We start from the raw sequence: 13,528 nt of genomic DNA on the forward strand, positions 1-13,528 counted from the left end.
TGCGGATCTCGGCCTTGAACTCGTTGGTCCACAGGTGCGGGTTTTCCTGCTTGATGGTGTTGATGAGGTCGATGCCGAAGTTGCAGTGCATGGACTCGTCGCGCAGGATGTACTGGTACTGCTCGGCGGCGCCGGTCATCTTGTTCTGGCGGCCGAGCGCGAGGATCTGCACGAAGCCGACGTAGAAGAAGATGCCTTCCATGATGCAGGCGAAGACGATCAGCGACTTCAGCAGCTTCTGGTCGTTCTCCGGCGTGCCGGTCTTGAATTCGGGGTTGGTGAGCGTGTCGATGAAGGGGATGAGGAAGTCGTCCTTGTCGCGGATGCTCTCGATCTCGTGATAGGCGTTGAAGATTTCCGACTCGTCGAGGCCCAGGCTTTCCACGATGTACTGGTAGGCGTGGGTGTGAATCGCCTCCTCGAACGCCTGGCGCAGCAGGTACTGGCGGCACTCGGGCGCGGTGATGTGGCGGTAGGTGCCGAGCACGATGTTGTTGGCGGCCAAGGAGTCGGCGGTGACGAAGAAGCCGAGGTTGCGCTTGACGATGCGGCGCTCGTCCTCGGTCAGCGCGGTGGGGTCCTTCCACTGCGCGATGTCGCGGCTCATGTTCACTTCCTGCGGCATCCAGTGGTTGGCGCAGCCGGCGAGGTATTTCTCCCACGCCCACTTGTACTTGAAGGGAACGAGCTGGTTGACGTCGGTGGCGCCGTTGATGACGCGCTTGTCGGCGGCACGCACGCGGGTCTGCGTCAGCGCTTCACTCGGCTCGCGGTCGGCGGCCGAGGCGGCGGGCGTGTAGGCCGGCTCGGGCATGCGCGGCGCGAGTTGCGGGGCGGGCGTGAAGTCTTTATGCCCGTCCGGGTATTCTTCGAAATTCAGCATCGTTTTTTCTCTCCTTTGGGTTTCCCAAAGTGGGCCTGGGCCCACACTACTTATTCAACATTCGGCGGGAGGGCTTGCCCTCTGGCTAACGCCTTTAACCATTCGACTAAGCCCGCAAGGGGCAAGTCGCTGGTTATCCCCCGACCCCTCTCCCGCAAGCGGGAGAGGGGAGATTTAGTCCCCTTCTGCGCCACCTCGACTGGGCCGAGCCGGCGGGGGATGAAGGCGAGCACTGTTCGAGCTCCGCAGCAAGCCGCGTTTTGTGCGGCTTGCCAGGGCGAGTTGCGCAGCCGCCCCGGCGGATCGGTCCGGTCGAGGCCCGCCCCGAAGGGGTGGCGCAGCGGGGTGCCCTTCTGTTGGTTACTTTTCTTGGGCAAGCAAGAAAAGTGACCGGGCTGCCGGGCCGCTCCCGGCCAACGAACCGTCGCACATCACGACCGCATCCATTGGCCAGGCCTGCCTCTTCTTCGGTGCTGCTGCTCCTCCTCCTACTCGGTTGCCACCCCGGCGCACGCCGGGGCCCACTTCCCCTCTCCCCGACCCCTCTCCCGCAAGCGGGCGAGGGGAGTCGTGCTTACTGGCAGGCCTCGCACTCCTCGAACCCGGGATCCCCCGGCCGCATCGTGCAGACCTTGCCTTCGACCTCGGGCTCGGGCAGGTTCGCCACCGCAGCCGCCATCGCGCTCGACATCGCAGGCGCGGCACCCATGCCGCCGCCGACGTGCGCCGACACCGCGTTGAGTTCACCGCCCTTGCCGGTCGACTTCTCCGCGCTGGTCGCGCCGAGCGTGCGCAGGTAGTACGTGGTCTTGAGACCCCGCACCCACGCCAGCTTGTAGATGTCGTCGAGCTTCTTGCCGCTCGCACCCGCCATGTAGATGTTGAGGCTCTGCGCCTGGTCGATCCACTTCTGGCGGCGGGAAGCACATTCCACCAGCCACTTCGGCTCCATCTCGAACGCGGTGGCGTAAAGCGCGCGGACGTCGGCCGGGATACGGTCGATGCGCGAAAGGCTGCCGTCGAAGTACTTGATGTCGGCGACCATCACCTCGTCCCACATCCCGAGCTTCTTCAGGTCGGCGACGAGGTACTTGTTGGCGACGGTGAATTCGCCCGACAGGTTCGACTTCACGTAGAGGTTCTGGTAGGTCGGCTCGATCGACGCGGAGACGCCGACGATGTTGGCGATGGTCGCGGTCGGCGCGATCGCCAGGCAGTTGGAGTTGCGCATGCCGTACTGGGCGATGCGGGCACGCAGGCTGTCCCAGTCGAGCGTGGCGCTGTTGTCGACCTCGAGGTAGCCGCCGCGCTCCTCTGCGAGCAGGCGGTTGGAATCGTGCGGCAGGATGCCGCGGCTCCACAGGCTGCCCTCGTAGCTCGAGTAGCGGCCGCGCTCGGCGGCGAGCTCGGTCGACGCCCAGTAGGCGTAGTAGGCGACGGCCTCCATCGAGCGGTCGGCGAATTCGACCGCGTCGTCGGAAGCGTAGGCCACGCGCAGCTCCTGCAGCGCGTCCTGGAAGCCCATGATGCCGAGGCCCACCGGACGGTGCTTGAGGTTGGAGTTGCGCGCCTTGCCGACGGCGTAGTAGTTGACGTCGACGACGTTGTCGAGCATGCGCATCGCGGTGTGGATGGTCGCCTTGATCTTGTCGAGGTCGAGCTTGCCGTCCTTGAGGTGGTTCACCAGGTTGACCGAGCCGAGGTTGCACACGGCGACTTCGTGGTCGTTGGTGTTGAGCGTGATCTCGGTGCACAGGTTGGACGAATGCACGACGCCGACGTGCTGCTGCGGGCTGCGGATGTTGCAGGGGTCCTTGAACGTGATCCAGGGATGGCCGGTCTCGAACAGCATCGACAGCATCTTGCGCCACAGCTGCACCGCGGGGATGCGCTTGTAGAGCTTGATCTCGCCGCGGTCGGCCTTGCGCTCGTATTCGGTGTAGGCCTCGGCGAACTTGCGGCCGTAGAGGTCGTGCAGGTCGGGCACGTCGTTCGGCGAGAACAGCGTCCAGTCGCCGCCTTCCATCACGCGCTGCATGAAGAGGTCCGGAATCCAGTTCGCGGTGTTCATGTCGTGGGTGCGGCGGCGGTCGTCGCCGGTGTTCTTCCGGAGGTCGAGGAACTCCTCGATGTCGAGGTGCCAGGTCTCGAGGTAGGCGCACACCGCGCCCTTGCGCTTGCCGCCCTGGTTCACCGCGACGGCGGTGTCGTTGACGACCTTGAGGAAGGGGACGACGCCCTGCGACTTGCCGTTGGTGCCCTTGATGCGGGCACCCATCGCACGCACCGGGGTCCAATCGTTGCCGAGGCCGCCGGCGTACTTCTGCAGCATGGCGTTTTCCTTGATCGCCTGATAGATGCCGTCGAGGTCGTCGGTGACGGTGGTCAGGTAGCAGGAAGACAGCTGGCTGTGGCGGGTGCCGGCGTTGAACAGGGTTGGCGTCGAGCTCATGAAATCGAAGCTGGACAACACCTGGTAGAACTCGATGGCGCGCGCCTCGCGGTCGATCTCGTTGATGGCGAGGCCCATCGCCACGCGCATGAAGAAGGCCTGCGGCAGTTCGATGCGCGCCTCTTCGATGTGCAGGAAGTAGCGGTCGTACAGGGTCTGCAGGCCGAGGTAGCCGAACTGGTAGTCGCGGCCGGCGTCGAGCACGGCGGCGAGGCGGGCGAGGTCGAACTGGCCGAGCTTCTCGTCGAGTAGTTCGGCGCCGATGCCCTTCTTGATGTAGGCGGGGAAATACTCGGCGTAGCGGGCGCCCATTTGCGCCTGCGTCACCGCCTCGCCCAGCACTTCGTGGCGGATGGAGTTCAGCAGCAGCCGCGCACTGACAAACGAATAGCCCGGGTCCTGCTCGATCATCGAGCGGGCGGCCAGCACCAGCGCCTTTTCCACTTCGGCCATCGGCACGCCGTCGTAGAGGTCGCGCAGCACGGTATGCATGATCGGCTCGGCCTTGACGTTGTCGCCGAGGCCGGAACAGGCATCGGCCAGCAGCGCGGCCAGGCGCGCGGTGTCGAGCGGCTTCTTCTGGCCGTCCTCGATCACGTGCAGCTGGACGTCGGGCACGCCGGCGGCTTTTTGCGCGGCGCGCTCCTGCGCGCGCTTTTCGCGGTACAGCACGTAGGCGCGCGCGACTTCGTGCTCGCCCGAGCGCATCAGCGCCAGTTCGACCTGGTCCTGGATGTCCTCGATATGGAAGGTGCCGCCGTTGGGGGTGCGCCGCATCAGGGCGGCGGTCACCTGGCCGGTGATCGACTCGACCAGCTCGCGGATGCGCGCCGAGGCCGCGGCCTGCCCGCCCTGCACCGCGATGAAGGCCTTGGTCACGGCGATGGCGATCTTGTTGGGCGCAAAACCGACCACCGCGCCGTTGCGGCGGATGATCTTGTAGTCGGCGTAGCGCGTATCGATCGCCGCCACGTCGGCAGTTTCGAGCGGGGGAATGGGGGCGGATGCAGCGGATTCGGTGGCGACATTCAACATCGATGGGGTCTCCTTGGTGGGTGTAACAAAACCAGACGGCCGTGCCGGTGCGATATTCACACCTTATGCACAGCTTTCCCAGCTCCCGCTCACAGTTTTATTCACAACATCTTGTGGTACGGGTGGGAGCCGGATACAAATTCTAGGTTCCCAGCCGGACATGTCAACCCGGATCCGTTTTGTTGCGGCGGCATTTTTCAGCGGCCGGAAAATCCCATGGCAAATCAAAGTTTTTGCCTGGCGGCATGCCTAAATAATGAACAGACGCATGGCTGGATGCGGCCTGGCGCCGAGAAACACCCGATCCGGCCGATGGATGCGTTCAAATTCAGCTTATTAGCGGGCATGAATACAGCCTGCGCTGCGCAAAGATTGCTGAATCTTTGCGCGACTCGCCGCGAAACGGGCGAGCAGCCGCCGAATGCATGGAGCCCGGCCGGGTCACCGCGAGATGATCAGGGGAATTTTGGTTATGATTGCGCAAACTCCACACTCCGGATTGCCGGGCGCCGCCATGCGTCATACCGCTGTTCTACTGATTTCCTGCCCCGACCAGAAGGGATTGGTCGCGGCCATCGCCGATTTCCTGCTATTGCAGAACGCCAACATCCTGCACGCCGACCAGCATCAGGATGCCGAGCTGAAGCTGTTCCTGATGCGGGTGGAATGGGATCTGGCGGATTTCAGCCTCGACCTGGCCGACTTCGCCGCCGCCTTCGGCCCCATTGCCGAGCGCTTCGGAATGACCTGGCGGCTCGCCGAATCGAGCCGCAAGCCGCGTCTGGCGGTGTTCGTGTCGAAGTTCGACCACTGCCTGGCCGACCTGCTCTATCGCTACCAAAGCGGCGAACTGCATTGCGAACTGCCGATCATCCTCAGCAACCACGAGGACACGCGCTGGCTGGCCGACGCTTATCGGGTGCCCTACCAGCACCTCGTGGTGCACAAGGACGCCAAGCACGAGGCCGAGCAGATGCAGCTGGCGATCCTGCGCGCCCAGAAGATCGATTTCATCGTGCTGGCGCGCTACATGCAGGTGCTGTCACCCGAATTTATCCGGCACTTTCCCAACCGCATCATCAACATCCACCATTCCTTCCTGCCCGCCTTCCACGGCGCCAAGCCCTACCACCGCGCGTTCGAGCGCGGCGTCAAGCTGATCGGCGCCACCGCGCACTACGTCACCGAAACCCTCGACGACGGCCCGATCATCGAACAGGACGTGGCACGCATCTCGCACCGCGACAGCCTCGACGACCTGATCAAAAAAGGCGCCGACCTGGAGAAGGTGGTGCTCTCGCGCGCGGTGAAGTGGCATCTCGACAACCGGGTGCTGGTGTACGCCAACAAGACGGTCGTGTTCGACTGAGCCCTGCGCGGGCGTGACGCCGCGGCCCCGCCGCTGCCGTACACTGCTACCTTTGCCTTTTTGCAGACGAACAGCCATGACCGAGATTCTCGTTTTGTATTACAGCGTCGGCGGCAGCGTGCGCGAGATGGCGCATCTGGTCGCGCGCGGAGTCAACCAGGTGGCCGGCGCCAGCGCCCGCCTGCGCACGGTGCCCCCGGTGGCGCCGCGCACCCAGGTGGCCGAGCCGCCGGTGCCGGATGAGGGCGCGCCCTACGTCGAGCTGGCCGACCTCGAACAATGCGCCGGCCTCGCGCTCGGTTCGCCCACCCGCTTCGGCAACATGGCGGCGCCGCTGAAGTATTTTCTCGACAGCACCGGCGCGCTGTGGGCCAAGGGCAGCCTGGTCGGCAAGCCCGCCGCCGTGTTCACCTCCACCGCCAGCCTGCACGGCGGCCAGGAAACCACGCTGACCAGCATGATGCTGCCGCTCTTGCACCACGGCATGCTGATCGTCGGCCTGCCCTACACCCTCGCCGAGGTGAACCACACCGCCAGCGGCGGCACCCCCTACGGCGCCAGCCACTGGGCCGGCCCCGCCGACGACAAGCCGCTCACCGACGACGAGCGCGCGCTGTGCATCGCGCTCGGCAAGCGGCTGGCCGAAACCGCGAGCAAACTTTCCAGATGAAACACCTGCAACACATCGCGAGCGCGAGCCTGATCGCGCTGATCTTCCTCTGCCTGGCGTGGGAACTGTGGCTGGCGCCGATCCGTCCCGGCGGCTCTTCGCTGGCGCTCAAGGCGCTGCCGCTGCTGCTGCCGCTGATGGGCATCCTCAAGGGCCGCCGCTATACCTATCAATGGGCGCCGATGCTGGTGCTGGCCTACTTCACCGAAGGCGTGGTGCGCGCCTGGTCGGACACCGGCCTGTCGGCGTGGCTGGCCGGCGCCGAGGTCGCGCTGTCGGTGACGTTCTTCTTCGCCGCGATCTATTACGCCAGACTCAGCGCGCCGTCGCGGCAGGCGCAATGAAAAACGCCCCGCGGGGCGTTTTTCATTGCGCCTGCCGCGACGGCGCGCTGAGTCTGGCGTAATAGATCGCGGCGAAGAAGAACGTCACCGACAGCGCGACCTCGGCGCCGGCCAGCCACGCCGACAGGCCGGTGTCCGACCAGGCGCGCACCACGCCTTCGGTGAAGTAGGCCAGCACCAGCATCGGCGCCCATTGATAGGTATAGCGGCGGCCCTTGAGGATGCCCATCAGCGGCAGCAGCAGCGGCAGCGCCTTGAGCGCCAGCGAAGAGCCGCCGGGACGGATCGGCGCCAGCCACAGTTCCCACGCCAGGCAGAGGAAGATCAGCGCGATCAGGCTCGCGCTCGCGATGTGTTGCAGGTGTTTCATCTGGAAAGTTTGCTCGCGGTTTCGGCCAGCCGCTTGCCGAGCGCGATGCACAGCGCGCGCTCGTCGTCGGTGAGCGGCTTGTCGTCGGCGGGGCCGGCCCAGTGGCTGGCGCCGTAGGGGGTGCCGCCGCTGGCGGTGTGGTTCACCTCGGCGAGGGTGTAGGGCAGGCCGACGATCAGCATGCCGTGGTGCAAGAGCGGCAGCATCATGCTGGTCAGCGTGGTTTCCTGGCCGCCGTGCAGGCTGGCGGTGGAGGTGAACACGGCGGCGGGCTTGCCGACCAGGCTGCCCTTGGCCCACAGCGCGCCGGTGCTGTCGAGAAAATACTTCAGCGGCGCCGCCATGTTGCCGAAGCGGGTGGGCGAACCGAGCGCGAGGCCGGCGCATTGTTCGAGGTCGGCCAGCTCGACGTAGGGCGCGCCCTCATCCGGCACCGGCGGCTCGGCCACCTGGGTGCGCGGCGCCACCGGGGGCACCGTGCGCAGGCGGGCGCTGGCGCCGGCCACCTGGTTGACTCCGCGCGCGACCAGATGCGCCATCTCGCGCACGCTGCCGCCGACGCTGTAATACAAAACGAGAATCTCGGTCATGGCTGTTCGTCTGCAAAAAGGCAAAGGTAGCAGTGTACGGCAGCGGCGGGGCCGCGGCGTCACGCCCGCGCAGGGCTCAGTCGAACACGACCGTCTTGTTGGCGTACACCAGCACCCGGTTGTCGAGATGCCACTTCACCGCGCGCGAGAGCACCACCTTCTCCAGGTCGGCGCCTTTTTTGATCAGGTCGTCGAGGCTGTCGCGGTGCGAGATGCGTGCCACGTCCTGTTCGATGATCGGGCCGTCGTCGAGGGTTTCGGTGACGTAGTGCGCGGTGGCGCCGATCAGCTTGACGCCGCGCTCGAACGCGCGGTGGTAGGGCTTGGCGCCGTGGAAGGCGGGCAGGAAGGAATGGTGGATGTTGATGATGCGGTTGGGAAAGTGCCGGATAAATTCGGGTGACAGCACCTGCATGTAGCGCGCCAGCACGATGAAATCGATCTTCTGGGCGCGCAGGATCGCCAGCTGCATCTGCTCGGCCTCGTGCTTGGCGTCCTTGTGCACCACGAGGTGCTGGTAGGGCACCCGATAAGCGTCGGCCAGCCAGCGCGTGTCCTCGTGGTTGCTGAGGATGATCGGCAGTTCGCAATGCAGTTCGCCGCTTTGGTAGCGATAGAGCAGGTCGGCCAGGCAGTGGTCGAACTTCGACACGAACACCGCCAGACGCGGCTTGCGGCTCGATTCGGCGAGCCGCCAGGTCATTCCGAAGCGCTCGGCAATGGGGCCGAAGGCGGCGGCGAAGTCGGCCAGGTCGAGGCTGAAATCCGCCAGATCCCATTCCACCCGCATCAGGAACAGCTTCAGCTCGGCATCCTGATGCTGGTCGGCGTGCAGGATGTTGGCGTTCTGCAATAGCAGGAAATCGGCGATGGCCGCGACCAATCCCTTCTGGTCGGGGCAGGAAATCAGTAGAACAGCGGTATGACGCATGGCGGCGCCCGGCAATCCGGAGTGTGGAGTTTGCGCAATCATAACCAAAATTCCCCTGATCATCTCGCGGTGACCCGGCCGGGCTCCATGCATTCGGCGGCTGCTCGCCCGTTTCGCGGCGAGTCGCGCAAAGATTCAGCAATCTTTGCGCAGCGCAGGCTGTATTCATGCCCGCTAATAAGCTGAATTTGAACGCATCCATCGGCCGGATCGGGTGTTTCTCGGCGCCAGGCCGCATCCAGCCATGCGTCTGTTCATTATTTAGGCATGCCGCCAGGCAAAAACTTTGATTTGCCATGGGATTTTCCGGCCGCTGAAAAATGCCGCCGCAACAAAACGGATCCGGGTTGACATGTCCGGCTGGGAACCTAGAATTTGTATCCGGCTCCCACCCGTACCACAAGATGTTGTGAATAAAACTGTGAGCGGGAGCTGGGAAAGCTGTGCATAAGGTGTGAATATCGCACCGGCACGGCCGTCTGGTTTTGTTACACCCACCAAGGAGACCCCATCGATGTTGAATGTCGCCACCGAATCCGCTGCATCCGCCCCCATTCCCCCGCTCGAAACTGCCGACGTGGCGGCGATCGATACGCGCTACGCCGACTACAAGATCATCCGCCGCAACGGCGCGGTGGTCGGTTTTGCGCCCAACAAGATCGCCATCGCCGTGACCAAGGCCTTCATCGCGGTGCAGGGCGGGCAGGCCGCGGCCTCGGCGCGCATCCGCGAGCTGGTCGAGTCGATCACCGGCCAGGTGACCGCCGCCCTGATGCGGCGCACCCCCAACGGCGGCACCTTCCATATCGAGGACATCCAGGACCAGGTCGAACTGGCGCTGATGCGCTCGGGCGAGCACGAAGTCGCGCGCGCCTACGTGCTGTACCGCGAAAAGCGCGCGCAGGAGCGCGCCGCGCAAAAAGCCGCCGGCGTGCCCGACGTCCAGCTGCACGTGATCGAGGACGGCCAGAAGAAGCCGCTCGACACCGCGCGCCTGGCCGCGCTGCTGGCCGATGCCTGTTCCGGCCTCGGCGACAACGTCAAGGCCGAGCCGATCATGCATACCGTGCTGCGCGACCTCTACGACGGCGTGCCGATGGCCGAAGTGGAAAAGGCGCTGGTGCTGGCCGCCCGCTCGATGATCGAGCAGGACCCGGGCTATTCGTTTGTCAGTGCGCGGCTGCTGCTGAACTCCATCCGCCACGAAGTGCTGGGCGAGGCGGTGACGCAGGCGCAAATGGGCGCCCGCTACGCCGAGTATTTCCCCGCCTACATCAAGAAGGGCATCGGCGCCGAACTACTCGACGAGAAGCTCGGCCAGTTCGACCTCGCCCGCCTCGCCGCCGTGCTCGACGCCGGCCGCGACTACCAGTTCGGCTACCTCGGCCTGCAGACCCTGTACGACCGCTACTTCCTGCACATCGAAGAGGCGCGCATCGAACTGCCGCAGGCCTTCTTCATGCGCGTGGCGATGGGCCTCGCCATCAACGAGATCGACCGCGAGGCGCGCGCCATCGAGTTCTACCAGGTGTTGTCCAGCTTCGATTTCATGAGCTCGACGCCAACCCTGTTCAACGCCGGCACCCGCCACAGCCAGCTGTCTTCCTGCTACCTGACCACCGTCACCGACGACCTCGACGGCATCTATCAGGCGATCAAGGAAAACGCCATGCTGCAGAAGTACGCCGGCGGCCTCGGCAACGATTGGACCCCGGTGCGTGCGATGGGTGCCCGCATCAAGGGCACCAACGGCAAGTCGCAGGGCGTCGTCCCCTTCCTCAAGGTCGTCAACGACACCGCCGTCGCGGTGAACCAGGGCGGCAAGCGCAAGGGCGCGGTGTGCGCCTACCTCGAGACCTGGCACCTCGACATCGAGGAGTTCCTCGACCTCCGGAAGAACACCGGCGACGACCGCCGCCGCACCCACGACATGAACACCGCGAACTGGATTCCGGACCTCTTCATGCAGCGCGTGATGGAAGGCGGCGACTGGACGCTGTTCTCGCCGAACGACGTGCCCGACCTGCACGACCTCTACGGCCGCAAGTTCGCCGAGGCCTACACCGAATACGAGCGCAAGGCCGACCGCGGCGAGATCAAGCTCTACAAGCGCATCCCCGCGGTGCAGCTGTGGCGCAAGATGCTGTCGATGCTGTTCGAGACCGGCCATCCCTGGATCACGTTCAAGGACCCCTGCAACATCCGCAGCCCGCAGCAGCACGTCGGCGTCGTGCATTCGTCCAACCTGTGCACCGAGATCACGCTCAACACCAACGACCACGAAGTCGCCGTGTGCAACCTCGGCTCGGTCAACCTGGTGAACCACCTCAAGGACGGCAAGCTCGACCTCGACAAGATCAAGGCGACCATCCACACCGCGATGCGCATGCTCGACAACGTCGTCGACGTCAACTACTACGCCGTCGGCAAGGCGCGCAACTCCAACCTCAAGCACCGTCCGGTGGGCCTCGGCATCATGGGCTTCCAGGACGCGCTGCAGGAGCTGCGCGTGGCCTACGCTTCCGACGACGCGGTCGAATTCGCCGACCGCTCGATGGAGGCCGTCGCCTACTACGCCTACTGGGCGTCGACCGAGCTCGCCGCCGAGCGCGGCCGCTACTCGAGCTACGAGGGCAGCCTGTGGAGCCGCGGCATCCTGCCGCACGATTCCAACCGCCTGCTCGCAGAGGAGCGCGGCGGCTACCTCGAGGTCGACAACAGCGCCACGCTCGACTGGGACAGCCTGCGTGCCCGCATCGCCCAGTACGGCATGCGCAACTCCAACTGCCTGGCGATCGCGCCGACCGCGACCATCGCCAACATCGTCGGCGTCTCCGCGTCGATCGAGCCGACCTACCAGAACCTCTACGTGAAGTCGAACCTGTCGGGCGAATTCACCGTCGCCAACAAGTACCTCGTCGCCGACCTGAAGAAGCTCGGGATGTGGGACGAGGTGATGGTCGCCGACATCAAGTACTTCGACGGCAGCCTTTCGCGCATCGACCGTATCCCGGCCGACGTCCGCGCGCTTTACGCCACCGCGTTCGAGATGGAGCCGAAGTGGCTGGTGGAATGTGCTTCCCGCCGCCAGAAGTGGATCGACCAGGCGCAGAGCCTCAACATCTACATGGCGGGTGCGAGCGGCAAGAAGCTCGACGACATCTACAAGCTGGCGTGGGTGCGGGGTCTCAAGACCACGTACTACCTGCGCACGCTCGGCGCGACCAGCGCGGAGAAGTCGACCGGCAAGGGCGGTGAACTCAACGCGGTGTCGGCGCACGTCGGCGGCGGCATGGGTGCCGCGCCTGCGATGTCGAGCGCGATGGCGGCTGCGGTGGCGAACCTGCCCGAGCCCGAGGTCGAAGGCAAGGTCTGCACGATGCGGCCGGGGGATCCCGGGTTCGAGGAGTGCGAGGCCTGCCAGTAAGCACGACTCCCCTCGCCCGCTTGCGGGAGAGGGGTCGGGGAGAGGGGAAGTGGGCCCCGGCGTGCGCCGGGGTGGCAACCGAGTAGGAGGAGGAGCAGCAGCACCGAAGAAGAGGCAGGCCTGGCCAATGGATGCGGTCGTGATGTGCGACGGTTCGTTGGCCGGGAGCGGCCCGGCAGCCCGGTCACTTTTCTTGCTTGCCCAAGAAAAGTAACCAACAGAAGGGCACCCCGCTGCGCCACCCCTTCGGGGCGGGCCTCGACCGGACCGATCCGCCGGGGCGGCTGCGCAACTCGCCCTGGCAAGCCGCACAAAACGCGGCTTGCTGCGGAGCTCGAACAGTGCTCGCCTTCATCCCCCGCCGGCTCGGCCCAGTCGAGGTGGCGCAGAAGGGGACTAAATCTCCCCTCTCCCGCTTGCGGGAGAGGGGTCGGGGGATAACCAGCGACTTGCCCCTTGCGGGCTTAGTCGAATGGTTAAAGGCGTTAGCCAGAGGGCAAGCCCTCCCGCCGAATGTTGAATAAGTAGTGTGGGCCCAGGCCCACTTTGGGAAACCCAAAGGAGAGAAAAAACGATGCTGAATTTCGAAGAATACCCGGACGGGCATAAAGACTTCACGCCCGCCCCGCAACTCGCGCCGCGCATGCCCGAGCCGGCCTACACGCCCGCCGCCTCGGCCGCCGACCGCGAGCCGAGTGAAGCGCTGACGCAGACCCGCGTGCGTGCCGCCGACAAGCGCGTCATCAACGGCGCCACCGACGTCAACCAGCTCGTTCCCTTCAAGTACAAGTGGGCGTGGGAGAAATACCTCGCCGGCTGCGCCAACCACTGGATGCCGCAGGAAGTGAACATGAGCCGCGACATCGCGCAGTGGAAGGACCCCACCGCGCTGACCGAGGACGAGCGCCGCATCGTCAAGCGCAACCTCGGCTTCTTCGTCACCGCCGACTCCTTGGCCGCCAACAACATCGTGCTCGGCACCTACCGCCACATCACCGCGCCCGAGTGCCGCCAGTACCTGCTGCGCCAGGCGTTCGAGGAGGCGATTCACACCCACGCCTACCAGTACATCGTGGAAAGCCTGGGCCTCGACGAGTCGGAAATCTTCAACGCCTATCACGAGATCGAGAGCATCCGCGACAAGGACGACTTCCTCATCCCCTTCATCGACACGCTCACCAACCCCGAATTCAAGACCGGCACGCCGGAGAACGACCAGAAGCTGCTGAAGTCGCTGATCGTCTTCGCCTGCATCATGGAAGGCATCTTCTTCTACGTCGGCTTCGTGCAGATCCTCGCGCTCGGCCGCCAGAACAAGATGACCGGCGCCGCCGAGCAGTACCAGTACATCCTGCGCGACGAGTCCATGCACTGCAACTTCGGCATCGACCTCATCAACACCATCAAGCAGGAAAACCCGCACCTGTGGACCAACGAGTTCAAGGCCGAGATCCGCA

Annotated in this window: 10 protein-coding genes; 5 read left to right on the forward strand and 5 right to left on the reverse strand. The window is 65.0% G+C overall.

Annotated elements, in window-relative coordinates:
* Both Q0L94_RS07775 and Q0L94_RS07780 read right to left on the reverse strand, forming a co-directional pair.
* On the reverse strand, positions 1–883 hold an 883-nt coding region (locus Q0L94_RS07775; RefSeq protein WP_296752111.1), incomplete at its 3' end, for a ribonucleotide-diphosphate reductase subunit beta.
* 574 nt (positions 884–1,457) lie between these two features.
* Complete coding sequence (locus Q0L94_RS07780) at positions 1,458–4,370, reverse strand: ribonucleoside-diphosphate reductase subunit alpha (RefSeq protein ID WP_296752112.1); 2,913 nt, start codon at positions 4,368–4,370, stop codon at positions 1,458–1,460.
* Positions 4,371–4,884: 514 nt separating this feature from the next.
* On the opposite strand from Q0L94_RS07780, the gene purU (Q0L94_RS07785) reads away from it, so the two are divergent.
* The 3 genes from purU (Q0L94_RS07785) (at position 4,885) to Q0L94_RS07795 (ending at position 6,753) form a co-directional block, all read left to right on the forward strand.
* Complete coding sequence (gene purU, locus Q0L94_RS07785) at positions 4,885–5,739, forward strand: formyltetrahydrofolate deformylase (protein ID WP_296752114.1); 855 nt, start codon at positions 4,885–4,887, stop codon at positions 5,737–5,739.
* Positions 5,740–5,815: 76 nt separating this feature from the next.
* Positions 5,816–6,409, forward strand: coding sequence for an NAD(P)H:quinone oxidoreductase (wrbA, locus tag Q0L94_RS07790; protein ID WP_296752116.1), 594 nt, complete (start codon positions 5,816–5,818; stop codon positions 6,407–6,409).
* Complete coding sequence (locus Q0L94_RS07795) at positions 6,406–6,753, forward strand: DUF2069 domain-containing protein (protein ID WP_296752118.1); 348 nt, start codon at positions 6,406–6,408, stop codon at positions 6,751–6,753. The genes wrbA (Q0L94_RS07790) and Q0L94_RS07795 overlap by 4 nt, the downstream gene beginning before the upstream one ends.
* Before the next feature lie 22 nt (positions 6,754–6,775).
* Here Q0L94_RS07795 and Q0L94_RS07800 read toward each other — a convergent pair whose 3' ends face one another.
* The 3 genes from Q0L94_RS07800 to purU (Q0L94_RS07810) form a co-directional block, all read right to left on the reverse strand.
* On the reverse strand, positions 6,776–7,123 hold the full coding sequence (locus Q0L94_RS07800; RefSeq protein WP_296752118.1) for a DUF2069 domain-containing protein: 348 nt from the start codon (positions 7,121–7,123) through the stop codon (positions 6,776–6,778).
* Positions 7,120–7,713, reverse strand: coding sequence for an NAD(P)H:quinone oxidoreductase (gene wrbA, locus Q0L94_RS07805; RefSeq protein WP_296752116.1), 594 nt, complete (start codon positions 7,711–7,713; stop codon positions 7,120–7,122). The genes Q0L94_RS07800 and wrbA (Q0L94_RS07805) overlap by 4 nt, the downstream gene beginning before the upstream one ends.
* A gap of 76 nt (positions 7,714–7,789) precedes the next feature.
* A complete protein-coding gene (gene purU / locus Q0L94_RS07810; protein WP_296752114.1) occupies positions 7,790–8,644 on the reverse strand; it encodes a formyltetrahydrofolate deformylase in 855 nt (284 codons plus the stop codon).
* Between the two features lie 514 nt (positions 8,645–9,158).
* On the opposite strand from purU (Q0L94_RS07810), the gene Q0L94_RS07815 reads away from it, so the two are divergent.
* A complete protein-coding gene (locus Q0L94_RS07815; protein WP_296752112.1) occupies positions 9,159–12,071 on the forward strand; it encodes a ribonucleoside-diphosphate reductase subunit alpha in 2,913 nt (970 codons plus the stop codon).
* 574 nt (positions 12,072–12,645) lie between these two features.
* Positions 12,646–13,528 (forward strand): ribonucleotide-diphosphate reductase subunit beta (locus Q0L94_RS07820; RefSeq protein WP_296752111.1); only part of this gene is annotated, 883 nt, incomplete at its 3' end.

Source organism: Thiobacillus sp. (assembly GCF_024708915.1).

Excerpts from the sequence above, each read along its gene's own strand:
- Q0L94_RS07780 (WP_296752112.1), bottom strand. The coding sequence starts at position 4,370 with ATGTTGAATGTCGCCACCGAATCCGCTGCATCCGCCCCCATTCCCCCG.
- purU (WP_296752114.1), top strand. The coding sequence starts at position 4,885 with ATGCGTCATACCGCTGTTCTACTGATTTCCTGCCCCGACCAGAAGGGA.
- wrbA (WP_296752116.1), top strand. The coding sequence starts at position 5,816 with ATGACCGAGATTCTCGTTTTGTATTACAGCGTCGGCGGCAGCGTGCGC.
- Q0L94_RS07795 (WP_296752118.1), top strand. The coding sequence starts at position 6,406 with ATGAAACACCTGCAACACATCGCGAGCGCGAGCCTGATCGCGCTGATC.
- Q0L94_RS07800 (WP_296752118.1), bottom strand. The coding sequence starts at position 7,123 with ATGAAACACCTGCAACACATCGCGAGCGCGAGCCTGATCGCGCTGATC.
- wrbA (WP_296752116.1), bottom strand. The coding sequence starts at position 7,713 with ATGACCGAGATTCTCGTTTTGTATTACAGCGTCGGCGGCAGCGTGCGC.
- purU (WP_296752114.1), bottom strand. The coding sequence starts at position 8,644 with ATGCGTCATACCGCTGTTCTACTGATTTCCTGCCCCGACCAGAAGGGA.
- Q0L94_RS07815 (WP_296752112.1), top strand. The coding sequence starts at position 9,159 with ATGTTGAATGTCGCCACCGAATCCGCTGCATCCGCCCCCATTCCCCCG.